At 45.6% G+C, this 24175-nt stretch carries 24 protein-coding genes; 17 read left to right on the top strand and 7 right to left on the bottom strand.

What is annotated here, in order from left to right; translation table 11 throughout:
* Nucleotides 1-3: 3 nt before the first annotated feature.
* The 4 genes from KE626_RS15420 (at nucleotide 4) to KE626_RS15435 (ending at nucleotide 4396) form a co-directional block, all read left to right on the top strand.
* A complete protein-coding gene (locus tag KE626_RS15420; RefSeq protein ID WP_211973801.1) occupies nucleotides 4-996 on the top strand; it encodes a PorP/SprF family type IX secretion system membrane protein in 993 nt (330 codons plus the stop codon).
* 174 nt (nucleotides 997-1170) lie between these two features.
* Entirely contained in the window at nucleotides 1171-3327 is a 2157-nt protein-coding gene (locus tag KE626_RS15425; RefSeq protein WP_211973802.1) for a TonB-dependent receptor, read from the top strand.
* An 11-nt stretch (nucleotides 3328-3338) separates the two neighbouring features.
* Nucleotides 3339-3989: a tetratricopeptide repeat protein gene (locus KE626_RS15430; RefSeq protein WP_211973803.1), complete on the top strand. Its 651-nt coding sequence runs from the start codon at nucleotides 3339-3341 to the stop codon at nucleotides 3987-3989.
* 104 nt (nucleotides 3990-4093) lie between these two features.
* Nucleotides 4094-4396, top strand: coding sequence for a winged helix-turn-helix domain-containing protein (locus KE626_RS15435; protein WP_211973804.1), 303 nt, complete (start codon nucleotides 4094-4096; stop codon nucleotides 4394-4396).
* Between the two features lie 222 nt (nucleotides 4397-4618).
* Here the strand turns inward: KE626_RS15435 and pdxA are convergent, their stop codons facing one another.
* Nucleotides 4619-5680, bottom strand: a complete 1062-nt coding sequence (gene pdxA / locus KE626_RS15440; protein WP_211973805.1) for a 4-hydroxythreonine-4-phosphate dehydrogenase PdxA — start codon at nucleotides 5678-5680, stop codon at nucleotides 4619-4621.
* 204 nt (nucleotides 5681-5884) lie between these two features.
* Here pdxA and rsmA point away from each other — a divergent pair, with 204 nt between their 5' ends.
* From rsmA to KE626_RS15460, 4 genes are all read left to right on the top strand, one after another.
* The gene (rsmA, locus tag KE626_RS15445; protein ID WP_211973806.1) at nucleotides 5885-6640 is read left to right on the top strand and encodes a 16S rRNA (adenine(1518)-N(6)/adenine(1519)-N(6))-dimethyltransferase RsmA; all 756 of its coding nucleotides are present in this window, start codon (nucleotides 5885-5887) and stop codon (nucleotides 6638-6640) included.
* Nucleotides 6637-7566: an NAD(P)-dependent oxidoreductase gene (locus KE626_RS15450; protein WP_211973807.1), complete on the top strand. Its 930-nt coding sequence runs from the start codon at nucleotides 6637-6639 to the stop codon at nucleotides 7564-7566. The genes rsmA and KE626_RS15450 overlap by 4 nt, the downstream gene beginning before the upstream one ends.
* A 184-nt stretch (nucleotides 7567-7750) precedes the next feature.
* Entirely contained in the window at nucleotides 7751-8224 is a 474-nt protein-coding gene (gene greA, locus KE626_RS15455; RefSeq protein ID WP_211973808.1) for a transcription elongation factor GreA, read from the top strand.
* A gap of 89 nt (nucleotides 8225-8313) precedes the next feature.
* Entirely contained in the window at nucleotides 8314-8703 is a 390-nt protein-coding gene (locus tag KE626_RS15460) for an HIT family protein (RefSeq protein ID WP_211973809.1), read from the top strand.
* Between the two features lie 3 nt (nucleotides 8704-8706).
* Here KE626_RS15460 and KE626_RS15465 read toward each other — a convergent pair whose 3' ends face one another.
* Together KE626_RS15465 and ruvC are read right to left on the bottom strand one after the other, a co-directional pair.
* The gene (locus KE626_RS15465) at nucleotides 8707-9405 is read right to left on the bottom strand and encodes a response regulator transcription factor (protein ID WP_211973810.1); all 699 of its coding nucleotides are present in this window, start codon (nucleotides 9403-9405) and stop codon (nucleotides 8707-8709) included.
* 185 nt (nucleotides 9406-9590) lie between these two features.
* Nucleotides 9591-10151 carry a crossover junction endodeoxyribonuclease RuvC gene (ruvC, locus tag KE626_RS15470; protein ID WP_211973811.1) on the bottom strand — a complete coding sequence of 187 codons (561 nt, stop codon included), beginning with the start codon at nucleotides 10149-10151 and terminating at the stop codon, nucleotides 9591-9593.
* Nucleotides 10152-10164: 13 nt separating this feature from the next.
* Here ruvC and KE626_RS15475 point away from each other — a divergent pair, with 13 nt between their 5' ends.
* The 3 genes from KE626_RS15475 to KE626_RS15485 all read left to right on the top strand — a co-directional run bounded on the left by KE626_RS15475 (nucleotide 10165) and on the right by KE626_RS15485 (nucleotide 12802).
* Nucleotides 10165-11172 carry a lysylphosphatidylglycerol synthase domain-containing protein gene (locus tag KE626_RS15475; protein WP_211973812.1) on the top strand — a complete coding sequence of 336 codons (1008 nt, stop codon included), beginning with the start codon at nucleotides 10165-10167 and terminating at the stop codon, nucleotides 11170-11172.
* A gap of 9 nt (nucleotides 11173-11181) precedes the next feature.
* A complete protein-coding gene (locus KE626_RS15480; RefSeq protein WP_211973813.1) occupies nucleotides 11182-11973 on the top strand; it encodes a DUF3108 domain-containing protein in 792 nt (263 codons plus the stop codon).
* 124 nt (nucleotides 11974-12097) lie between these two features.
* Complete coding sequence (locus KE626_RS15485; protein WP_211973814.1) at nucleotides 12098-12802, top strand: response regulator transcription factor; 705 nt, start codon at nucleotides 12098-12100, stop codon at nucleotides 12800-12802.
* 201 nt (nucleotides 12803-13003) lie between these two features.
* On the opposite strand, the gene ruvB is transcribed toward KE626_RS15485, so the two are convergent.
* The gene (gene ruvB / locus KE626_RS15490; protein WP_211973815.1) at nucleotides 13004-14032 is read right to left on the bottom strand and encodes a Holliday junction branch migration DNA helicase RuvB; all 1029 of its coding nucleotides are present in this window, start codon (nucleotides 14030-14032) and stop codon (nucleotides 13004-13006) included.
* Between the two features lie 104 nt (nucleotides 14033-14136).
* Here ruvB and KE626_RS15495 point away from each other — a divergent pair, with 104 nt between their 5' ends.
* The 3 genes from KE626_RS15495 (at nucleotide 14137) to KE626_RS15505 (ending at nucleotide 18875) form a co-directional block, all read left to right on the top strand.
* Entirely contained in the window at nucleotides 14137-16557 is a 2421-nt protein-coding gene (locus KE626_RS15495) for a TlpA family protein disulfide reductase (protein WP_211973816.1), read from the top strand.
* Between the two features lie 8 nt (nucleotides 16558-16565).
* Complete coding sequence (locus KE626_RS15500; RefSeq protein WP_211973817.1) at nucleotides 16566-17882, top strand: M20/M25/M40 family metallo-hydrolase; 1317 nt, start codon at nucleotides 16566-16568, stop codon at nucleotides 17880-17882.
* A 231-nt stretch (nucleotides 17883-18113) separates the two neighbouring features.
* On the top strand, nucleotides 18114-18875 hold the full coding sequence (locus KE626_RS15505; protein ID WP_211973818.1) for a hypothetical protein: 762 nt from the start codon (nucleotides 18114-18116) through the stop codon (nucleotides 18873-18875).
* 68 nt (nucleotides 18876-18943) lie between these two features.
* Here KE626_RS15505 and KE626_RS15510 read toward each other — a convergent pair whose 3' ends face one another.
* Nucleotides 18944-19795, bottom strand: a complete 852-nt coding sequence (locus KE626_RS15510) for an endonuclease/exonuclease/phosphatase family protein (protein WP_211973819.1) — start codon at nucleotides 19793-19795, stop codon at nucleotides 18944-18946.
* Nucleotides 19796-19963: 168 nt separating this feature from the next.
* Nucleotides 19964-20650 carry a peptidoglycan DD-metalloendopeptidase family protein gene (locus KE626_RS15515; RefSeq protein WP_211973820.1) on the bottom strand — a complete coding sequence of 229 codons (687 nt, stop codon included), beginning with the start codon at nucleotides 20648-20650 and terminating at the stop codon, nucleotides 19964-19966.
* A 64-nt stretch (nucleotides 20651-20714) separates the two neighbouring features.
* Between KE626_RS15515 and KE626_RS15520 the strand changes: the two genes are divergently transcribed.
* From KE626_RS15520 to KE626_RS15530, 3 genes are read left to right on the top strand one after another with little or no spacing between them, the layout of a single operon-like run.
* The gene (locus tag KE626_RS15520) at nucleotides 20715-21473 is read left to right on the top strand and encodes a prolipoprotein diacylglyceryl transferase (RefSeq protein ID WP_211973821.1); all 759 of its coding nucleotides are present in this window, start codon (nucleotides 20715-20717) and stop codon (nucleotides 21471-21473) included.
* A complete protein-coding gene (locus KE626_RS15525) occupies nucleotides 21466-22875 on the top strand; it encodes a radical SAM protein (protein ID WP_211973822.1) in 1410 nt (469 codons plus the stop codon). Before KE626_RS15520 ends, KE626_RS15525 begins: the two co-directional genes overlap by 8 nt.
* 10 nt (nucleotides 22876-22885) lie before the next feature.
* Entirely contained in the window at nucleotides 22886-23152 is a 267-nt protein-coding gene (locus KE626_RS15530; protein WP_211973823.1) for a hypothetical protein, read from the top strand.
* A 30-nt stretch (nucleotides 23153-23182) separates the two neighbouring features.
* Here KE626_RS15530 and KE626_RS15535 read toward each other — a convergent pair whose 3' ends face one another.
* Nucleotides 23183-24061 (bottom strand): AraC family transcriptional regulator, encoded by an 879-nt coding sequence (locus KE626_RS15535; RefSeq protein ID WP_211973824.1) that lies wholly within the window; start codon nucleotides 24059-24061, stop codon nucleotides 23183-23185.
* Between the last annotated feature and the right edge of the window lie 114 nt (nucleotides 24062-24175).

Here is a 24175-nt window from a genome sequence, read left to right on the forward strand (position 1 = left end):
ACTATGAAAAAGATAATCCTGCTGTGGGTGAGCTGTTGCTGCTGGCTCCCGACATTAGCACAGCAAAACCTGCAGTTTAGCCAGTATGTATTCAATGGTCTGAGTGTAAATCCTGCTTACGCAGGATATAAGCAGGACTGGTATCTCAATGCTATTTACCGCCATCAGTGGGTAAGCTTTCCGGGCGCGCCGCAAACTGCCGGAATTTCTATCGACGGACTTACCAATGCCCGGGATGAAAGGGTAGGAGTGGGCGCCCAGGTGATGATGGATAACCTGGGGCCGGAGAATTCGTTATCTGCCTATGGTTTTTATTCTTATCGTATACCATTGGGAGATGAAGGCACAAAACGCCTCTGCATTGGCATCGGGGGAGGGATCACGCAATATAGTATCGACGGTACTGCGTTGAAATATATTGATGACCAGGATAATGCCATTCCCATGGGAAAAACATCGACCATTATTCCCGATGCGCGCTTTGGTGTGTATTATTACACGCCTAAGTTTTATGCAGGCGTTTCCGTGATGGATCTGCTGTCGCTGTATACAGATAATACCCGTTACTATTGGGGCGGATTTAATTATAAAACCATCCGTAAAACCCAGCACCTGTACCTCACTGCCGGTTACCTGTTCGATTTATCAGAAAGTTTGAAACTCAAGCCATCCCTGATGGTGAAAGAAGATTTTAAAGGGCCTACCAATGTGGATTTGAACGCTTTTTTGCTGATCGCCGATAAACTTTGGGTAGGCGGTTCTTATCGCACAGGGGTGAAGTTATGGGAGAAGCCCGCCCTGGATGATAACCTGGAGCAGCTTGATGCTGCCAGTGTGATAGTGGAATTTTATGCCACACCGCAATTACGGATTGGTTATTCTTACGACATCTCGATCAACAAAATGGCTGGGTACCAGCAGGGATCCCATGAAATTTCTGTGGGCTTCCTGTTTAACAGTAAACAGTCCAGGATTAGTACGCCTAGATATTTTTAGGAAGTAATAAACTGTTAATCTCCATCATTCTTACGGAAGTTCCTGCCCTCTGTACAGTAATTCTTTGCTGTTATAACTACTTCTTCTTCCGGAAGGGGGGGGACTTTGTTTTAAGATAATATTTGGTTTATAAAATAAACTAGTTTACATTTGTTCTGTATTTAATCCCTGAATATGTCCAGATTCAACCTTTATCTATATATCCTTATTTGTTCACCACTGTTGTCGTTGGCGCAGAGTAAGATCACCGGAAAGGTCACCGATAGTAAAAAACATCCTTTGCCCGGCGTTAATATCGCTGTGAAAGGTTCCTATGATGGCGCTACAACTACTGCAGATGGTTCCTTTTCTTTTACCACTACTGCTAACGGCGAACAGGTGTTGTCGGCTACGCTGACCGGCTACCAGGTGCTGGAGCTGAAAGTAAACACCAGTACGGACCAGCAGTTGAATATTGTACTGAAGAGTGCTATCAACGCATTGCGGGTAGTGACTATATCCGCCGGTAGTTTCGAGGCCAGCGATGATAAAAAAGGCACAGTGCTGAAACCGCTGGATATTGTGACCACTGCCGGGGCTGGCGCAGATATTGCCAACGCCATTAAAACATTACCTGGCGCGCAGCAAACCAACGACCGGGAAGGCCTGTTTGTGCGGGGCGGTACTGGTTATGAAACCCAGACACTGATAGATGGTATGTTGGTGAGGAATCCTTTTTCCAGCAGTTTACCTGATATTCCCGGACGCGGCCGTTTCTCCCCTTTCCTGTTTAAAGGCACCACTTTCAGCAGTGGAGGCTACTCCGCTCAATACGGGCAGGGTTTATCCTCTGCCCTCATTCTTGAATCGGTTGATTTGCCGGAACGCTCTTCTTCTTCTGTAGGCGTATCGGTGATTGGTGTAAGCGCTGGTGTAGACAACCTGTCGAAAGACAAAAAAACATCTTACGGGGTGGAAGCAGATTATACTAACCTTGCTCCATACTTCAATATTTTTAAACCTAAACAGTCGCCTAACCTGGGGCCTGAAATTATCGGTACCTCTGTTAACTTCCGCCGGAAGACCTCCAGAACAGGTATGCTCAAATTTTATGGTTACGGGAACTGGACAAAGATGGGCTTTAATAAAAACAGCCTGGAATATCCGGGCTATACAGAGTCGTTCAAACTGCATAACAACAACGTATATACGAACCTGACTTATCGCGAAAATATCGGGCACGACTGGCATTTATATGTAGGCGCATCTTTTAGCTCCAACACTGATAATATCAATGCAGATACCTTACTGAAAAACTATGCACCTACATTGATCAGGGTACAATCTGATCTGAGCCAGTCAAAGCTGATATTATATAAGAACATGGGCCGCTTTTCTGTATTGCGTTTCGGAGGCGAGTACCAGTATGCGGTTGAGAAATCAACGATGAATGGGTACCATGCCAATTATGTAGACAACTATACCGCTGCTTTTGCTGAAGGCGACGTTTACTTTACGCCCAGTTTTGTAGGGCGTGTGGGCGGCCGGGCAGAATATACTTCCGTACTGGGTAAAATGAATTTTGCGCCCCGGGTATCGCTGGCCTATAAAGTAAATAACTACAGCCAGTTTTCCATTGCCTATGGCGATTACTACCAGAAGCCGGAGCCTCAGTACATTCGCTTTGATAACTATCTCGGCTACATGAAAGCCACCCACTATATCGTCAGCTATCAGCGGGTAGCCAGCGATTATACCTTCCGTACCGAATTATTCTATAAGAAATACAACGACCTGGTAAAAACGGTGCCTTCTTATAATAACAATGGAAGCGGCTATGCACAGGGTATAGAAGTGTTCTGGCGCGACCGGAAAAGTATTAAGAACGTGGACTACTGGATCTCTTATTCTTATCTGGATACCAAACGTAATTATCTTAACTATCCTTTCCGGGTACAGCCCGATTTTGCGGCAAATCATACTGCCAGCGTAGTGTATAAGCACTTTTTTCCTAAACTTAGCACTAACCTGGGGTTAACATATACTTTTGCCACCGGCCGTCCTTACTACAATCCTAATTTACCGGCCGACAAATTTATGTCTGAAAAAACGATCACATACAACGCAGTAGGCGTGAGTGCGAGTTACCTGACCTCTATCCGGAAAGCCTTTACCATCTTCGTTTTATCTGTAAGCAATGCGCCAGGAAACAAGCAGGTATTTGGTTATCATTATTCCAGCGATGGTTTGCGCCGGGAGGAGATTACACCGAATGTACCAAGATTTATTTTCCTGGGTATGTTTATGAATTTTGGCATAGACAGAAGACAGGATGTTATTAATAACCTCTAATCACAATACATATGAAACGTATCTTTCTTGCTTTTTTATTTACCGGTAGTCTGGCTACCGCAGCTATGGCCCAAAGTGCCCAGTACCAGGATGCCATGGTAAAGCAAACGTCCGACCTGGACAGCAGCAGCACATTTACACCGGATGGGTTACAACAAAAAGCCAACACTTTTGAACGCATTGCAGATGCCGAGAAAAGTCAGTGGCTGCCTTATTACTACGCTGCCTATATGCAGGTGATGCAGGCTTTTATGCTGCAAGATAAAACGCAGATCGATCCGCTGGCAGATAAGGCGGAAAGCAACCTTGATAAGGCGGAAGCGCTGAACCCGAAAAGTTCTGAGATTGCCTGCATCCGCTCATTGGTGGCTACAGCAAGGCTCACAGTAGATCCGATGACCAGGGGCATGAAATATGGCGCTGAAGCGGCTTCGCAACTGGAACAGGCTAAAGGTCTGAACCCGGAAAACCCAAGAGTGTATATGTTACAGGGACAGTCGCTGTTATTTACACCTGAGCAGTTTGGTGGTAGTAAGGCAAAAGCCAAGACCACACTGGAACAGGCATTGGAAAAGTTTGCCGCCTTCAAACCGGAAAGTAACATAGCACCACATTGGGGGGAGGCTTACACCCGTAAGCTACTGGAGGCCAGCCAGAAATAATTTGAGAAATTTTTATTTAGATATTAGCTATTTTGTTTGCATTGCACGTAAATCATTGAAATAAAACAGCTAAGTATCAAGTAGCGACATTGAAAATCTAACTCATGGACTTTAAAGATCTGGACCCGGTACTACATTCTCAATTGCGGCTGGCTATTATGTCGGTGTTGATCAGTGAACAGGAAGCGGAGTTTACGTTTCTGAAAGAGAAAACCAATGCAACAGCAGGGAATCTGAGTGTACAGATCAATAAGTTACGGGACGCCGATTATATCACGGTGGTTAAACAATTCAAGGACAACTATCCGCAAACCATGTGTAAGATCACGGTTGCCGGCAAGAAAGCCTTTGAGAACTATGTAGCATCTATTCAGTCTTATCTTGGTGCCGGCAGGCGGAAGGCATGAGCGATCGTTGTCTTGCCCGGGATTTTTTTTGCCCAGGATTAAACTGATTTTGATGATTTTCAGGATTTTTTCATTTTTTTGATTTTTAAAGATTAGCGAAGATTTAAGCGAATTTGCTTACATCTTCGCTAATCTTTTAAGATCGAATTATAATCACAATAAAAAAATCCTGAAAATCATCAAAATCAGTTTAATCCTGGGCAAAAAAAATCCCGGGAAAGACTATTCGGAGGCGAGTTCTGTTTTCTTTAACGGGTTCCGGGTATTGTCGGCATAGCGTGCCCGTTGTTCCAGTATTTCCAGACAGGTAAAAATGGCCTGTCTGAAGGAATCGGGATCTGCCAGGTTTTTGCCGGCGATATCGAAGGCGGTACCGTGGTCAGGGGAAGTGCGTACGATGCCGAGTCCGGCGGTATAGTTGATGCCATTGCCACTTGCCAGTGATTTGAATGGAATGAGGCCCTGGTCGTGGTACATGGCCAGTACGCCATCGAACTGTTTAAACATTTCACGGGCAAAGAACGCATCAGCGCTGTAGGGACCGAAGCACAGGATGCCATTACCTTTGGCATGCCTGATAGCGGGGCTGATCTGCTCTATTTCTTCGCGGCCTATCAGTCCCTCGTCGCCGGCATGAGGATTGAGTCCCAATACGGCTATACGGGGCTGATCAATACCGAAGTCCTTTACCAGGCTATCTTTCATCAGTTGTAATTTACCGAGGATGTTTTCCTTGGTAACATGCTTTGCGACGTCTGCCAGCGGCACATGTTCGGTGAGCAGGCCCACCCGCATATTGTCCGCGGTCATAAACATCAGCACATCTTTAGCATTGAAAGCATCCCGCAGGTAAGGAGTATGGCCGGTATAGTTGAAATTGGCGCTCTGGATATTGTTCTTATGGATTGGGGCGGTTACAAGTCCGCTGAGGTAGCCTTCCTGCATACATTTAATGGCTATTTCCAGTGCCCGGGCGGCGTATTTGCCACCGGTTTCGTTCAAAACGCCGGGCGTGATCTGTACTTCTTCTTCCCAGCAATTGTACACATTCACCTGTTTATGATTTAAACGGGTAAAATCCTTGATGCTCTGGTAATTGAAGTTGTTCTCATTCATCAGCTTCCGGTAAAAGTTGATGGTTTTGTTGGACGCAAAAATCACCGGCGTGCAAAATTCCATCATACGTGTATCTAAAAACGTTTTGATGATAATTTCTGCGCCAATGCTGTTGATATCACCGATGGTGATACCTATTACCGGTTTGTTGATCTGGATGGTACTCATGCTGTATTACCTCAATGAGTGGCAAAGATAGTGATTTAGCTTTTAGCTTTTAGCCGTTAGCTTTTAGGAAATGCAGCGAAGAACATAATATGGTCCTCTCTGCATTTGCTAAAAGCTAAAAGCTAACGGCTAAAAGCTGGTTCGGTATTTCCTAAAAGCTAACGGCTAAAAGCTAAAAGCTAAATCGCTATCTTTGCCGGATCAATGTATACACTAAAGAAATCACTCGGCCAGCATTTCCTCACGGATGAAAATATCTCCCGGAAAATTGTGGAGTCGTTACCTGTAACCGAAGGCCAGCAAGTGCTGGAGGTGGGCCCCGGCGGGGGCGCCATCACGAAATACCTGCTGCAGCTGCCAGGCATTCAATTCAAAGCCATAGAGCTGGATACAGAAAAGGTACAGTTCCTGGAAAAGACCTACCCGGCTATCCAGGGAAAGCTGATCAATGAAAGCATCCTGGATGCCGCCCTGCCTTTTGAGGGTTCTTTCCGCCTGATTGGCAACTTTCCTTATAATATATCTACACAAATCATGTTCAGGTTGCTTGAATGGCGCAGCCAGGTGGATGTGGTAGTGGGTATGTTCCAGAAGGAAGTAGCCCAGCGGATTGCCGCTCCGCATGGCAATAAGGAATATGGTATTCTCAGCGTGCTGTTACAGGCCTATTATAAAATTGAATATTTGTTTGAAGTACATGAAAACTGCTTCAATCCGCCGCCGAAAGTGAAATCTGCCGTGATCCGCCTTACCCGGCTGGAGCAACCGGTAGATATCGCCTCTGAGCGTAAATTTTTTGTATTGGTAAAAACGGCATTCGGCCAACGTCGCAAGCAATTGCGTAACCCGCTGAAAACGATGTTTGATAAGGAGCTGTTAGCACAGGATCCCATCTTTACAAAAAGAGCTGAAGAGCTGAGTGTGGCTGATTTTGCAGCATTATCCCATAAGATGATATGAGCAGGAAAGTATTAATTACCGCAAAAGCGCATCCTTATTTAATTGAACAGCTGGAAAACAAAGGTTTTGAAGTAATCTACCAGCCGTCTGTTTCGTACGATGAAGTATACAGTGCCATCAGAGATTGTGTAGGACTGATTGTTACCACCCGTATTCATGTAGATAAGCATATTATTGACCATGCCCCGCAGTTGCAATGGATTGGCCGCCTCGGCTCCGGTATGGAACTGATTGATGTGCCTTATGCCGAAAGCAAGGGTATTCGTTGTGTGAGCAGCCCGGAAGGCAACCGGGATGCAGTGGGAGAGCAGGCCGTGGGCATGCTCCTTTGTTTGCTGAACAATATACTGAAAAGCAGCCTGGAACTCCGGGCTGGTATCTGGGAGCGCGACGGCAACCGGGGATATGAACTGAATGGTAAAACCGTAGGCATTATCGGCTATGGAAATACCGGCAGTACCTTTGCCCGCAAGCTGCAGGGATTTGATGTAAATATCCTGGCATACGACAAGTATAAGACCGGTTTTAGTGGTGGCGCCGTGAAAGAGGCCACCATGGAGCAAATATTCCGGGAGGCAGACGTAGTGAGCTTACACCTGCCGCTGACGGCAGAAACAAAGTACCTGGGCAACGCGGGCTTTTTTGCATCCTTTGCCCGGCCGGTATGGTTTATGAATACGGCGAGAGGCAAGCTGGTGAATAACCGCGACCTCATTGCCGCCTTACAGAGCGGAGTGCTGGCAGGCGCCTGCCTGGATGTGCTGGAGAATGAAAAATTAACGACATATAACGACGAGGAAAAGGAACAACTGGCCTGGCTGCTGAAAGCGCCTAATGTGGTGGTAACACCGCATATCGCCGGTTATTCCCATCAGGCGAGCATTAAGATGGCCCGCATTGTATTAGAGAAATTAAACATTTTATAAACCTGTCAAGCACAGGTTGAATTTCGGGATAAAATATTGATTATCAATTATTTTAATCCGGAAATAAGGGCCTTTTTTCTTTATCGGAAATTCATTATATTTGCAATAATACCAGTAAACAACGCTTCTGTGCAAATGGAGGCGTTGATTTTTTTTTCTTATAACCAAAAAAACACAGCAGGTTATGTCTGGCATAAATTACATTACGAAAGAAACCCTGGATCAGATGATGAGTGAATTGACCCAACTTAAAACCAAGGGTCGGGCCGAAATTGCGCGGGCTATTTCAGAAGCTAGAGAAAAGGGAGACTTGAAGGAAAATGCCGAATATGATGCCGCCAAGGAAGCGCAGGGGTTGCATGAAGCCAAGATTGCTGCACTCGAGGGTGCGATAGCAACATCACGTATTGTGAGTGCGGATGCTATTGATACCTCCAAAGTATCCATCCTTTGTAAAGTAACTATTACAAACGTAGCTAATAAGAAGACGGTTACCTACCAGATCGTTTCAGAAACAGAAGCCGATCTCAAGGCTGGCAAAATTTCTGTGACTTCTCCCATTGGCAAAGGCTTACTGGGGAAGCATGTAGGCGATGTGGCCGAGGTGCAGGCGCCGAACGGACAAGTTAAATTCAAAATTGATAATATAACTGCATAAGCGCTACTGGCACTTTTTCATGATATTTGCAGGGTTGCATTCATTTGCAACCCTTTTTTATTTTACATTGGCATTAAGAATCTAATCATATGACCATCTTTACGAAAATTATCAAAGGCGAGATTCCAAGTTATAAAATAGCAGAGAATGAACATTTTTATGCTTTCCTGGATATTTTCCCGTTGGTAAAAGGGCATACCCTGGTAGTTCCAAAAACAGAAACAGATAAGTTTTTTGATGTGTCGGATGCGCTGCTGGCGGAATGGCTGCTGTTTGCCAAGCCTATTGCCCACGCGATTGAAAAGGTAATCCCCTGTAATCGTATAGGCGTTAGTGTGGTAGGACTGGAGGTGCCGCATGCCCATATGCACCTGATACCGATCAATTCGGCAGATGATATGAATTTTTCCCGCAGTAAGCTGAAGCTGTCTGTAGAAGAATTTAAGGAGATACAGGCGCAGATCATAGCTGCATTGTAACAGTTATCTGGCTGGGGGTATATTGAACCGGAATCCTACACCATGCACCGTTTCCAGTTTGATTTGCGGATCTGATTTGAAATGTTTCCTTAGTTTGGTAATAAAAACATCCATACTGCGTCCGAGGAAATAGTCGTCTTTTCCCCATACGTTGGAAAGTATGTCTTCTCTTTTCAGTGTTTTATTGGGGTTGTTACAGAAATATTTGAGCAGATCCGCTTCCTTTTGGGTAACGGAAATGGATATATCTCCATTGGAAGTATAGAGGCGAAGGTCTTCATAATCGAAGGTGAGTTGTCCGATGGCAAAGAGGTGCGCTTTATCTTTTCCCCGGCTCATGGTCCGTTTCAGGAAAACTTCGATCCTCAGGATCAGTTCCTGCATACTGAAAGGCTTGCTGATATAATCGTCAGCACCGGTTTGGAGACCTGCTATTCTGTCTTCTTTTTCATTTTTGGAAGTGAGGAATAATATAGGAACGTGGTCATTGAGTTCGCGGATCTGCTGTGCGAGTTGTAGGCCGTCTTTTTTGGGCATTACCACATCCAGTAAGCAAATATCAAATGAGCGTGCCTGGAATTGTTCCCATGCTGCCTGGCCGTCGATACTGTGCACTACTTCATAACCCGCTTCTTCCAATCGTTTTTTCGTAACCGCACCAATATTTTGATCATCTTCCACCAATAGGATTCTTGCTTTCATATCTGCCTGATGCTGATTAATATAAAAAAGCTTGTTATATAACCTGTGTGTAACAAATGATGGTCACTTTTCATAGTCAAGCTATTATCCCGGCACCTGGCCGTTAGCTTTAAATGGGTGTTGAATTGCAACCAAAGTAACTACAATTTACGGATTTATGAAATAACCTTTTCACCTGGTGTTTTTTATCGGGCGATCCTTTCCGGATGCTGCTGCAGGAACTGCTCCCAGCCTTTTGCCTTGCTGAGGCCTGCGAGCGGGCTGCTTTCCTGGTAAAAATGGCAAACAGCTACGGCGAGGGCATCTGTAGCATCAAGGTAATCAGGGCGTTCGGCGATACGGAGAATGCGTTGCAGCATGAGCCATACCTGTTCTTTATCAGCATTACCATTGCCGGTAACAGATTGTTTTACTTTTTTCGGGGAATATTCTGTGACAGTCAGCCCTCCCTGTATGGCCGCAGCAATAGCTACTCCCTGGGCCCGACCCAGTTTAAGCATACTTTGTACGTTCTTGCCAAAAAAAGGGGCTTCGATAGCAAAACCGGTAGGCTTATGCTGTTGAATGAGTTCCTGTACCCTGCAGTGAATCAGCTGTAGTCGTTCGTAGTGATCTTTGAATTTGGATAGCTTTAGTACATCCATCTCTATGAGACTGGCCTTTTTTCCTTCGATAAGTATAAGCCCATAGCCCATTACGAGGGTACCGGGGTCAATGCCGAGAATTATTTTTGACTTGTTTGCCAACCACAGTTTATTTTTGCCAAAATTTGACTATCTGAACAAAAGTACCAAAATAATTCTCAATTACTTATTAGGAGCAGGGCTTTTTACCTGGTTGGCATATTCTATTTACTCGCAATTGATTCACCGCGACAACCTCCAGTTGTCCGTGCAGCATATGTGGAATACCCTGCAGGAGAAAGGCTGGGTGGGCATTTTCCTGGTAACGGTATTGATGCTTTTTAACTGGGGGCTGGAGGCCCGTAAGTGGCAAACACTGGTGGCGCCGCTGGAAGAAGTTTCTTTTTTGAGAGCATTCAGCGCCATCCTTTCCGGGGTGTCGCTCTCTATCAATACCCCAAATCGTGTAGGCGAGTACGGTGGTCGCATCCTTTATCTGAAGAACCAAAATAAGCTCAAAGCCATTGCGGCAACCATCGTAGGAAGTTTCAGTCAGCTGATAGTGACTATTATTTTTGGGTTAACTGGTTTACTTTACTATATCAACAACTTCGCGCTGGCAAAGGAGAGCGCTTTCCTGACCCCTTCTGTATGGCAGAAAATAATCCTCTTTGCCGGTATTCTTATTTGTGGCCTGACGATATTGTTATATTTTCGGCTACAAATTATTCTGTCTGTATTTGAAAAGGTACCTTTCCTGCGTAAAGCAAAGGTGTTTGTACAGATCATTGTTAAATACTCATCCGGCGAATTATGTTACCTGTTGCTGCTTTCAGCCCTCCGGTATATAGTCTTCTCGGCACAGTATTTGATTTTGTTGGACGCACTTGGCATGGAATTCATGTGGTGGCAGGCCTTTTTACTGAATAGTGTAATTTACCTGGTGATGGCAGGAGTTCCTACTATCGCTATTGCGGAACTGGGAGTACGTGGAAAAGTAAGTATCTTTTTTCTTGGGTTGCTTAGCTCCAATACCATGGCCATCGTAGCCGCCACGGTAGGTATATGGCTGATAAACCTCGTAGTGCCGGCTGTTCTGGGAAGTGTGTTGCTGTTAGGAGTAAAAATTTTTAAGGAAAAATAGCTTCGATCAATGAAGTATCTTCTACTCATAATTTTATGGCTTTCCTGTATTCAACCCGTTGAAGCGCAAAATGATTTTTGCTCTATCCGCAATACCAGCTTTAATGCCGGCGAAAGTATCACCCTGAAAGTATTCTATAACCTGGGTAAAATGTACGTAGGAGCCGGAGAAGCTACTTTTAATGTTAGCCTCGAACGCTTCGCCAACCGCGACGTATACCACGTGGTGGGAGATGGTAAAACCTACCGCGCCTACGACTGGATCTTTAAAGTACGGGATAAATATGAAAGCTATATAGATACCGCCACCCTGCAACCCCTGAAGTTTGTTCGTAACGTAAATGAAGGCGGCTATAAAATCTTTAATAACGTGGTTTTTAACCAGGCAGGACACCAGGCCATCAGTACCAACGGCACCTTCGCCGTACCCCCCTGTGTGCAGGATGTGATCAGCGCCATCTATTATGCCCGTAACATCAACTTCGACAAATATAACGCCGGCGATAAAATCCCTTTTGGTATGTTCCTCGACGACCAGGTGTATAATATCTATATCAGGTATATGGGTAAGGAAGAGGTAAATACCAAATTCGGCAAGTTCAGGGCTATTAAATTTAAACCCCTCCTGATCAAGGGAACCATCTTTGAAGGCGGTGAGAAAATGACGGTTTGGGTAAGCGACGACGCCAATAAGGTGCCGCTGCGCATAGAAAGCCCCATATCTGTAGGCAATATCGTAGTGGATATGATCAACTACAGTAACCTCCGTTACCCCTTTACATCGCTGCTAGACAAGAAATAAAGCTCCCGGAAGGTGCCTCATAGTAATAGTTTTAACAATTCATTTGAGGGTGGAAGCCCAAATTTTAACGACCTTTCCTGCCGCAGAAAAACTTTATATTTGTTATAATCAATCCTTTATGATTATGGAAGAACGTAAACCGAAAATATTACTGGCTGAGGATGATACCAATCTGGGTATGGTGCTGAAAAACTACCTGGAGCTGAATGACTATGATGTGGAATTATGCCGCGATGGTATCCTGGCCCTGGCAGCCTTCCGCCGCGAGAAATTTGACATCTGTTTGCTGGATATTATGATGCCCAATATGGACGGCTTTAAGCTGGCAGAAGAAATCAGGGACGTAGATCCTGATATTCCTTTGTTCTTCCTCTCCGCCAAAACCATGAAGGAAGACATTATACAGGGTTATAAACTCGGCGCAGACGATTATATCTCCAAACCTTTCGACAGCGAATTACTGCTGCTGAAAATTAAAGCCATCCTGAAACGCAACCAGGAACTCAACAACAAGGAAGAAGAAGTACACGAATTCGTTATCGGGTCTTATGCCTTCAACTCCCGCCTGCGTACCCTTACCCATAACAATGAAACACATACGCTCTCCCCAAAAGAGAACGAACTGCTGCACATGTTATGCGAACATAAAAATGACCTGCTGCCACGCGAACTGGCACTGAAAAAAATATGGGGTAGCGATACCTACTTCAATGGACGCAGTATGGACGTATACATCGCCAAACTGCGTAAATACCTGAAAGATGATACCAATATTGAAATCGTGAATATTCACGGAAACGGCTTCAGATTGGTAGTGAAGGAAGCGTAAAGGGAACGGAACCGAACCAGCTTTTAGCAATTAGCCGTTAGCTTTTAGCAAAATGCAGCGAATGATTAAGCAGTATGATTATAAAACAGAAGCCCGCAAAAGTGTTAACACTTTTGCGGGCTTCTGTTTTATAATCATACTGCATTTTGCCAAACGCTGGTTCGCTGCATTTACTAAAAGCTAATGGCTAGTAGCTAAAAGCTAAAACAGTAAATTACTTCCCCCTCTGTAGGAAGTTTTCCCCAGGTGTATATAGGCTTTCTCGGTGACCTCCCGGCCTCTTGGCGTACGTTTAATAAAACCCTCCTGTATCAGGAACGGCTCATATACTTCTTCCAGTGTACCCGGTTCTTCACCTACCGCGGTAGCAATAGTGGTAATCCCCACCGGACCACCCTTGAAATTTTCGATGATCACATTGAGTATCCTGTTATCCATTTCATCCAGTCCGTATTCATCTACATTCAGTGCTTTCAGGCTTAACTGGGCAATTTCCATATCTATGACCCCGGTACCAATTACCTGGGCAAAATCACGCACCCGACGCAGCAGCCCGTTCGCAATACGGGGAGTACCCCGTGAACGGCGTGCTATTTCGTTCGCCGCATCAGAAGTGATTTTTGTATTGAGGAGTCCTGCCGCACGCCACAGGATCTTTTGTAAAGTGGCGGCGCTGTAGTACTCCAGTCGGGATTTGATCCCAAAACGCGACAATAGCGGGGCAGTCAGCAAACCGGATCTGGTGGTAGCGCCTATGAGCGTAAACGGCTGCAGGTTAATTTGTATGGAACGTGCACTGGGACCGGTATCTATCATGATATCGATACGGTAATCCTCCATCGCGGAATACAGGTATTCTTCCACCACGGTGCTCAACCGGTGTATTTCATCAATAAACAATACATCTTTATCTTCCAGGTTGGTCAGCAAACCGGCCAGATCCCCCGGTTTCTCAATCACCGGCCCGGAGGTTTCCCGGATATTTACACCCAGTTCATTGGCCACAATACGCGACAGGGTGGTTTTTCCCAATCCCGGAGGACCGTGGAACAACACATGGTCGAGTGCTTCGCCACGCATCTTTGCCGCTTTGATAAATATTTTCAGGTTCTCGATAATTTGATCCTGACCCGAGAAATCCATGATTTCCCGGGGACGTATGCTGTTCTCAAACTCTTTATCTGCGGCGCTGAGCTTGGTCTCGTCTGGTCTTAAAGGCTGATTGGACATAATTGTATATGCCCAAAAATACGCAAATATTCAAAGGAAGCGGGCAGCTATTGTCTGTTCGTGTTTAGATGATTATATTCAGTGTACAAAATTCCATCCCAACTATGTCAAAGTACCTGTTGTTAACTGCCCTATTCATCTGTTGCATCAGCAGTTTGCCGGTGGCCGCCCAATCAACATTTAAAGCCCACGATACCTGGCTGTACCGCCTGGAGCAGGATCTTGACTATCTGCCCAATCAACACCAGCATACGGAAAAAGTATACCGCATTACTATTGCCGGCGTAAATAAAGATGGGTCTGCTGATGTGACAGCGGTGCTGCAAAGTTCGCAGGTAACAGCCAGCGACGAGAGATCCACTAAGTTTAATTCGGCCGATCGGGAAACTTATAATGGTAACCAGGGCGCCATGTCTGACATGTTCCTGCTTTATAGGCCATTGACATTCAAAATATTTGCAAACGACAGCATTGGGGAAGCCACTAACACAACGGCTATAGCGGCCGCGGTTGGGGACGAAATGGGGCTGGATCAGCAATTCAGGGATATGTTGACCCAAAACTGGAAATGGCTGCCTCAGCAAATGACAGGACTGCTTGCGCCTTTGGTTCCAAAGGTGGAAGAAAATTACCAGTGGATAACAGGTGAATGGAGTTATCGGGTGACAGAGATTGGAAAAGGAATAGTGAAAATTACGGGCAGTCAGAACGATCATCTCCCCGATAGTTCGCATCGCCTCATCACTGCTTCGTATACACTTACCCGTAATAAAAGGGAAACAATTGCATTTGAATACGCCAATAAGCCCGGACCTGGGCAACCCGCCACCGGCACCACCCTTAAGGGCCGATTGCTGCCTGCAGGTGCTGTATTGCCGAAGGCAGATACGGCCTTCTTTAAAGCATTGGTACAAATGAGTTATTATAGTAATTCGCTGACGGCAAAAGGAGAGATGGATTCGACCAAGGTGGCTGACTTCCTGGCCCTGAATATCCCCCGCTACGGCAATAACCTGGCGTTTAACCTTGCCCGGCTGGATATGCCCCGTGGCAGTACGGACCATAGTTATGAAGTGTATAATGATCTGCTACAGCAAGTGCCTTCGTACGCGTTGGCCAATAGCTCATCACACCTGTTTAATAAATTGGGGAATAGCGTGACTAAGAGTATTGATTCTTCGATGGTACTCGTGAAATTGTTATCCGCTTATCCGGAGTCGCTCAACTCCTGGTTGGACCAATCTTTTTCCCAGTACCTGCAAAGCGAAAAGTTCGATACTACAGGCGCCAGGGACGAGTTTAGGAAAAGAGGGGTGAGTGAAAAAAGGATAGCCGAAATATTCGAAGAAGGCCGCAAAATGCCGGCTGCGTCACAGGAAATGATAAAACGCCTGGTGATGGAAAAAGATAGCTCCCTGCAGGCTTCTGTCAGGCCTATGGGATTATGGAGCCGTGCAATGCATACCACGGATACGACTATATTAAAAGAGATCGCCCTCGAAATAGCGAATGTCACACCGGCAGAAATGACATTGGGTAAAGCCGCCCGTTATGAACTCATGGTGCATGACATGCTTCGCAAGTCAAAACTGGATAAAGCCGCGGATGTGTTGCTGGATAAAACGCTGGAAAATCTGCAGCGCAACCAGTCCGATACGGCTTTCTGGAGGGCGCATCCCCAATGGAGGGATAAGAAGTCGGCCAACAAAAATATCCTGGGGCATGCTTACTACCTGAAGTACCAGCAAACCGCTCCGCAGGATAAAAAGACTGCATTGAACTTCCTGGCCCTGGCAGCGGCCAATGCGCCACGAAATAATGCGGAAAAGGCATACGAGAGCTTTTATGACCGTGTTTTCCTGCATTCGGAAGAAGATTATAACCCGAAGTTCGCAGAGGAGCTGTCTGCGATGGGAAAGCCGGAGGAAGCTATGAAGGTGCTTTCCAGGCAGCTGATGACGCAGCCGGATATGCTGGACCAGACCAAAGCATTGTTTGAGAAAAATTTTCCGGGCAGGTCCTTCCAGGACTATTTCCGGAATGTATTGCTCAAAGAATGGGACCAGGCGCCTGATTTCACGTTGACCGGCCTGAATAAGGAAAATTATCGTTTGGCCGACTACAAAGGGAAATGGTTGCTGCTGGACTTCTGGGGTAGCTGGTGCTCTCCCTGTCGGGCCGACCTGCCCCACCTGAATCAGCTGGCAGCAGAAATCAATGCAGGCAGCCATCCCGGTAATGCAATACTGGCAATATCCTGCCGGGAGTCCATGGAAACAGCCAGGGATTTCGTGGCAGATAATAAATATGTGTTTCCCGCCGCACACTCCGACGGCAAAATAGAAAATCTGTATAAAGTACGTGGTTATCCTACCAAAGTGTTAGTTTCACCTGATGGGAAAATGCTAGACTTGCAGTTTGGGGCTGATTACGCTGCCATTTTAAGGTCTTACAGCGATCTCTATTTTAAAGAAGATAAAACCGCAACACCGGTAATAAAGGTAGACAACAAGAAAAAGGACTAACCGCTTATATGAAGAAATCATTGTTATTATTTTTTGCCGCAGGCAGCATAGCTGTCTCCGGATATGGACAGGATATAAAGGAAAAGGAAGTAGCCCGTATTATCAGTTCACTGGCTGCCGATGATATGGGTGGCCGCCTGCCGGGTACTCCCGGTATTGAAAAGGCCGCACAGTTTATCAGTAATGAGTTTACCCAGGCCGGTCTGCAACCTTTGGCAGGCGAAAAAAGTTTTCTGCAGGAATTCTGGAAATACCGGTTGCATCCAACCAGTGTATCCTTTACCGTTAGTGGCGGGGAAAAAGACTGGCCCGTTATTGCCGTGGGCGCAGGGCGCAATTTCGACTGGGAGAAAAAGGATGGTTATGCAGAAGTGCACGTAAAGGATCCAGGTGCATTGATGAAGATATTGCGTACCCCGCAGGCAGTCACTCAAAATACCCTGGTATGGCTGGCGCCTTCCATGGCTGGTTACCTGGGGGATCTGACCGCCCATTTTTCTGAGCGCAGCTACAATACACAGGAGGAACTGGAAGCAGCCTCCGCTAAAGCGCCGGAAGACAAACAGATTATCCTGGCATTTGAACAGGAGCCTGTGGCAGACACAGCCACCTGGAGCATTCATATCCGCCGGGATATCAACAGTCAGCATTTTGCAAATGTAGCCGGTATGATAAAGGGCAGTGCCAAACCCAACGAATACGTGGTGTTTTCCGGGCACTATGATCACCTGGGCACGCTGCCGGCAGTTGCCGGAGATAGTATCGCCAATGGCGCCGATGACGATGCGTCCGGTACCACAGCCGTGATCATGCTCTCCAAATACTTCAAAAAGCATCCGCCGGTACGCTCTGTTATTTTCGTCGCCTTCACTGCGGAAGAAACCGGTGGCCATGGCTCCCGTTATTTCTCTGAAAAACAGGATCCCGATAAAGTAGTCGCTATGTTTAATATCGAAATGATCGGTAAGGAATCCAAATTTGGTGAAAACAGTGCGTTTATTACCGGTTTTGAACGTTCCGATTTCGGACCCATCCTGCAACGTAACCTGAAGGGGTCCTCTTTTAACTTCTATCCCGATCCTTATCCGGAGCAGAACCTGTTTTACCGCTCAGATAATGCTACCCTGGCCAGACAAGGCGTACCGGCGCATACCATTTCCACCACACAAATCGACAAGGATAAATTCTATCATACAGTTGATGATGAACTATCAACGCTCAATATCAAAAATATCACTGACATCATTCAAGCTATCGCCATCAGCGCTGGTACCATTGTAAATGGAACGGATACGCCTACACGAATTGAAAAGGCATCTCTCTAACCGCTAAAAGCTAACCATTAACAGCAAACCGCCATCACTAACTGCAAACCGCCATCACTAACTGCTAACCGCTAAAAGCTAACAGCTAGTACCCCATATATTGATCCGATTAAGCATCGCTTAGTCGGATCATTCTTTTTTAATTAACAATGAATGAATGTTTTATTCCAAATTCTTTGTTAAATTTACCGGGTAATTTTCCCCAATTAGTCATTTAAAACCATATCTATAATGAAAACCGGAATCCTACAATTCTGCGGTGCTATAGGCATTGCGACTATCCTGCTATCGTCTTGTTCTAACACGGACATGGCCGGACCTGATACAGAACAGCCAATCGACAACTCCGACGTTGCCAGCGTGAACTACGAAATTTCAACAATCAATCAAACCTCCACACTAACTCCTGATGCTTCAGGACGCTTGTCTGCAATCACAGGAGACGCGGCCATGGCTAAAGCAGCATCTGGTGGTTTTGATATCACCTGGGACACTGCTACAGCACGTTTGAGAGAAATCCGCTTTGATGCAAAACGCGGAAAAGACGAACTGGAATTTAAATTGAAAACAGACCGCCAGGTAGACCTGAAAAAGGTACCTGCTTTACTGGGCGCCATTAAAATTCCGAAAGGCACTTACCAACAGGTAAAAGTGTATGCAAGAGTAGAAGGCGACAAAAAAGATCCGGCAGTAAGACTGAAAGGTTTTATCACCTGGGAAAGCAAAAAGATCCCGGTTGAAATCCTCCTCTCCGGCCGTATTGAACTGATGGCAAAAGGAAAAGATGTAGTAGTTACCGACACTAAAATTGACTGGAAAGGTTCCCTGAAAATATCCATGGACCTGATCCTTACCAAGCTGCAGATCGGCGACTTCACCGGTTCCTTTACCAACGGTAAATTACAGATCAGTGTAGATATAAATGGCAACCTCCACAACAAGGTGGTGGACGCCCTGGAAAACAGCATGTCTGTTGAGCATACACACGATTAAGTAGATTTAAATTTAAAATAGAAGAGGCGGTATCACCAGATACCGCCTCTTCTATTTTAAATTCAAACTTATTTAATGATCACTTCCGCATATACCGCAAAGTGGTCTGATGCATATCGTCCCTCCCAGGTTTCTGAAATGCTGGCATGTTTGAGTATATTGAATTTTCCTTTCAGAAAAATATAATCAATCGGTTCATTTTCCATTTCAGCAATATGCCACCCGTTGAAAGTACCGGCAGGACCGAAATGTGGCGTTTGACTGATGGTTTTGCTATCCGTTAAATGCAACGGATCGTTTGAATTCACAATGAGCTGTATAGGCTCATCAGATGGAACCGCGTTAAAATCGCCGGTGATGATCGCCGGGGTATTACCTGCCAATGCATGTACCTGTTGCAATAACAGTTTAGCACTTTCCCTGCGGGCAATTTTCCCTTTGTGATCAAAGTGTGTATTGAAATGGAAGAATACTTTGTTGGTTTTTTTGTCCCTGAATTTACCCCAGGTAACAATACGGGTGCAGGCCCCATCCCAGCCTATATGACCAGCTACAGTGGGCGTTTCCGATAACCAGAAAGTTTGGCTGTTTAGTAATTGTAAGCGGGTGGTATCGTAAAATATGGCAGAGAATTCTCCTTTTGTTTTCCCATCATCTCTTCCTACACCAATGGTTTTGTAAGCGGGTAAGCGTTGCTGTAATTCCTGCATCTGGTCATACAACGCTTCCTGTACGCCAAGTGTATTGGCGCCATAAAACAGTACTGTTGACGCCACTTTGTCTTTACGGTGGGGCCAGGCATTCAAACTATCATCCGGGTTATTATAACGGATATTGAATGTCATCACTTTCAACGGGATCTGCGCCGCAATGCTGCCCATCATCAGGCAGCAAAGACCTGACAGCCATAGTTTTCTCATACCATATCAATTTTAGCGGGTAAAAATAACAACTGTAGCGATAAAATGGGAACCTTCCAGCACATTTTACGATTTCATCATCCCGTTCCGGAAATAAGGAGGGAAGACGGCATCGCGGAAATTCCGATGACATTTTCTTCAATGCTGAGAGGGGCGGGAGCGAATCTGTTAATGGGTATATTGATTCAACTGCAGGATCACATCCGGGTCCGGGCAGTTTTGCAGGTATTTTTCTTTTTCGCTGTAGCGGCAAACGCCGGGGTAATCGCCCCGGAAGCCTTGCATATCTTCTATCAGCTGAAAGTGCAGGTGCGGAGGCCAGCCCCCATTTTCCGATGGTGTACCAAAATGTGCCAGTAACTGACCGGCGGCAACGGGCATGTTTTCGTATAAGCCCTGCAGGTTAGAAATGCTGAGATGACCATACAGCGTATAAAAAAGATGACCATCCAGCTGATGTTGCAAGATGATGGTGGCGCCGTAGTCGCCGAAATGATCATTGAAACGGAAGCTATGTACATGCGCGTTCAGGGGGGCATACAATTGGGTTCCGGCTTCGCCCCATACATCTGTACCGAGATGCAGCCGCCGCGGTTCTTCTCCGGCATCAAAATGCGGACTTACCGCGTAAATAGTGCGATGCTCCGCGTAACCACCTATACCCAGGCGGCAACCGCTTTGCAAAAGGGTGTTGTCGATATACCTGCTGAACTTGTTGATATCCTGCAGAATAGTTTTAGTCAGCGTTGTATTGTTGGCAGTGAAATCCATTACCAGCAGGGATTCATGTACTCCTAAAAGCGGGATCACCGGCTTGAAGGTTGACTGATGCTTTCTTAAGACCTCCTGTAACATATTTTTCGGGCTTGACTTTCGTCTAAATATAAATATTAATTTGTGGATTAAATAATGATGTCCTTTGCAGTTCCCCGTATATATCAACTTGTTTTCCTTACACCTGCCGCTGCATGCGGTTACGGAAACCCTGGGCATGTTTATCGGATTCCGCTACTTTCTGTACCTGCGGAAAAAACAAGGAGATGGTATCGTAAGCAGTAATCGCACATGGGCCATCATAGGAGCCATTTTTGGCGCATTGCTTGGCAGCCGCCTGCTGGGAACGCTGGAAAACCCGCCCGGGTTGTTGCATGCGGATAACCTGCTGTTATACATCTATCAAAATAAAACCATTGTAGGTGGTTTGCTGGGCGGCCTGGTTGGTGTAGAACTCATCAAAAAAGCCATAGGGGAGCGGCATTCTACCGGCGACCTGTTCGTATATCCACTCATATTGGCCATGATCATAGGCCGGATAGGCTGTTTTAGCATGGGTATTTATGAAGAAACATACGGACTGCCCACCTCTTTACCCTGGGGCATGAACCTAGGCGATGGTTTACTACGGCATCCGGTATCTCTCTACGAAATTATTTTTTTGATCCTGCTCTGGCAGATGCTGGCCTTTATCAGCCAGCGCCGGAACCTGGTTAATGGCGCCCGTTTCAAACTTTTCATGATCGCATACCTGCTGTTCCGTTTCCTGCTCGACTTTATTAAACCCGGTTACCGTTTTGCCTTCGGTATCGGATCTATACAGCTGGCATGTATGGCAGGGCTGTGTTACTACTTACCTGTTATACTTTTTCCATCACGACTAATTCAAAAACAGTATGCCTGAGAAGAACTACACCTACTACGATTTTACGCTGAGCATCTGCAGTACCTGCTTACGCCGGGTAGACGCCAAGGTGATATTTGAAGAAGGAAAAGTTTTCATGATCAAACATTGTCCGCATCACGGAAGGGAAAAAGTATTGATCGCTACAGATATTGATTACTACAAGAATACGCGCAACTATAACAAACCATCCGAAGCCCCGCAGAAAACCAATACCAGCACCCATTACGGCTGCCCGTACGATTGCGGGTTGTGCGCGGATCATGAACAGCATTCCTGCTTAACGGTGATTGAAGTTACAGATCGATGTAACCTTACCTGTCCTACCTGTTATGCCATGTCGTCGCCTCATTATGGCCGCCATCGCACGTTGGAGGAAATAGAACAGATGCTGGATATTATCGTGGAAAATGAAGGACAACCGGATGTAGTACAACTCAGCGGTGGTGAACCTACCATACACCCACAGTTTTTTGAAATACTCGACATCGCCAAACGTAAGCCCATCCGCCACCTGATGATTAATACCAATGGTGTGCGCATTGCAAAGGATAAAGAATTCACGGCCCGCCTGGCTACCTATATGCCCGACTTTGAAGTATACCTGCAGTTCGATTCGTTCCGGCCGGCGGCGCTAGAACGTATGCGGGGAAAGGATTTGACAGATGTACGTCAACAGGCCATTGATAACCTGAATGAGGTAAATCTTAGTACCACCCTGGTGGTAACCCTGCAAAAAGGAGTGAATGAAGATGAAATGGGCGCAATTATAGAATATGCGTTGAAGCAGCCCTGCGTTCGTGGCGTTACATTCCAGCCCGTGCAGGTGGCCGGCCGCACCGATGATTTCGATCCGGCTACCGATCGTATCACCTTAACGGAAGTACGGCAGCGTATCCTGGAACAATCGCCGATATGGAATGCCAATGATATTATCCCGGTACCGTGTAATCCGGATGCGTTGGCGATGGCTTATGCGTTGAAAATAGATGGGGCGGTATACCCGCTTACCCGTTATGTAGATCCCGCGGTGCTCCTGAATAATTCCAAAAATACCATTGTGTACGAACAGGATGAAAGATTACATCAGCACATACTGAAAATATTCAGTACGGGTATTTCTACGGATGCTGCTGTGAATGATATGCAGTCGCTGCTTTGCTGTTTACCGCAAGTGCAGGCTCCCGGTCTCGACTATACGAATCTTTTCCGCATTGTGATTATGCGCTTTTTAGACGCATATGATTTCGATGTACGGGCTATCAAGAAATCGTGTGTGCACATTATCCACAAAGACGGCCGCATTATTCCTTTTGAAACCATGAATTTATTTTACAGGGATGACAAAGAAGCATACTTGAAAGAACTGCAGAAAGAACGCGAATTTGTTCCTATCATTTAACTAATGCTGTATGAGTAAATTTTTAAGAGATGTATTATTGTTCACTGGTATCCCTTTATTCATTCTGTTGCTGATTTGTTTGGGAGGCGATGAAGGTATCCTTGGCGCGATGATACTGGCGTTGGTGCTGGTAGGAGCCTACTTCATCCTGGGCCTCATACTCGTTATTGCCGGGCAGTCACATACCGGTAAAGTGATGCTGCTTTCTTCGGGAATTATTTTGCTGATCGGCTTATCTACCTGCGGAATTATTGCGAGTGGATTGAATTTTCATTAGCGGGTGCCCGCTCCTTTAAGGTCGGAAATATCACCATTGTGATGGATACCTTTGTTGCAAATTCCGGAACTCTTTAGGGGTTTTTCCCTGGAGGAGTTTAAATTGCCGGTTAAAATACGATACATTACTATAACCGCAGGCATAACAGATCTCGGAAATGCTGTATTCTTTTTCCAGTAGGAGTTTGGTGGCATGCGTTATCCGCACCTCATTTACAAACTGTGAAAATGTTTTGCGTGTTCGTCGTTTAAAATACCTGCAAAAAGCGGCTTCATTCAGAAAAACCAGGGCTGCCGCCGACTTGCTGTTTACGGCGGTTTTAAAGTTTTCAATCACGTATTTGAACACCAGCTCAATTTTAGATGCGTCGCTTTGATGATAATATATTTTTCCAGGTGTGTCATTCAATAGCAGCAAACGATCTTTTCGCTGGGCAGATAGTTGCTCCAGTAATTGCATGAGGTGAATAAACCCATGCATTTGTTTTTTTTCACGGAGCTGGAAAAATAATTCCTGCATCATTGCTGTGGGCGTAAGGAATTTTATGCCGGCCAGTGCCTGCAGCAGCAGTTTCTTTACTTTTCGCAGTTCTGGTTTGTCAAAGAAATCTTTACCCATAAAATCTTCTGTAAACTGAACAACAATGGCCTGGGCCATTTCACCGGTGTCGATAAATGATTTGTCATTATAAAAACAATGCCCAAACCCAGGCCCAAACAGGTAAATATCTCCCTCCCTAAAGTTCATCACCTTGTTACCACCGTATATTTTTCCATAGCTTTTTACGATCAGAATTATCTCATATGCATGATGGAAATGAAAAGGTGCAGTAAATTGGGGCTGGCAATATTCCCTCGCAACAAAGCTATTGTTGGCGGATAGATGCAGCTGTTGATAAGCACTTTTCATATACGCTGATTGATACGCTATTTTGGTATGTAGGATGGATTTATGTAAAAATGTAAATATTGTATTAAGAATAGCAAATCCTGTTCTTTTATTCACTCCCGAAGTTAAATAAGT

The organism is Chitinophaga hostae (assembly GCF_018224885.1).
In the GTDB taxonomy this organism is placed as follows: Bacteria; Bacteroidota; Bacteroidia; order Chitinophagales; family Chitinophagaceae; genus Chitinophaga; species Chitinophaga hostae.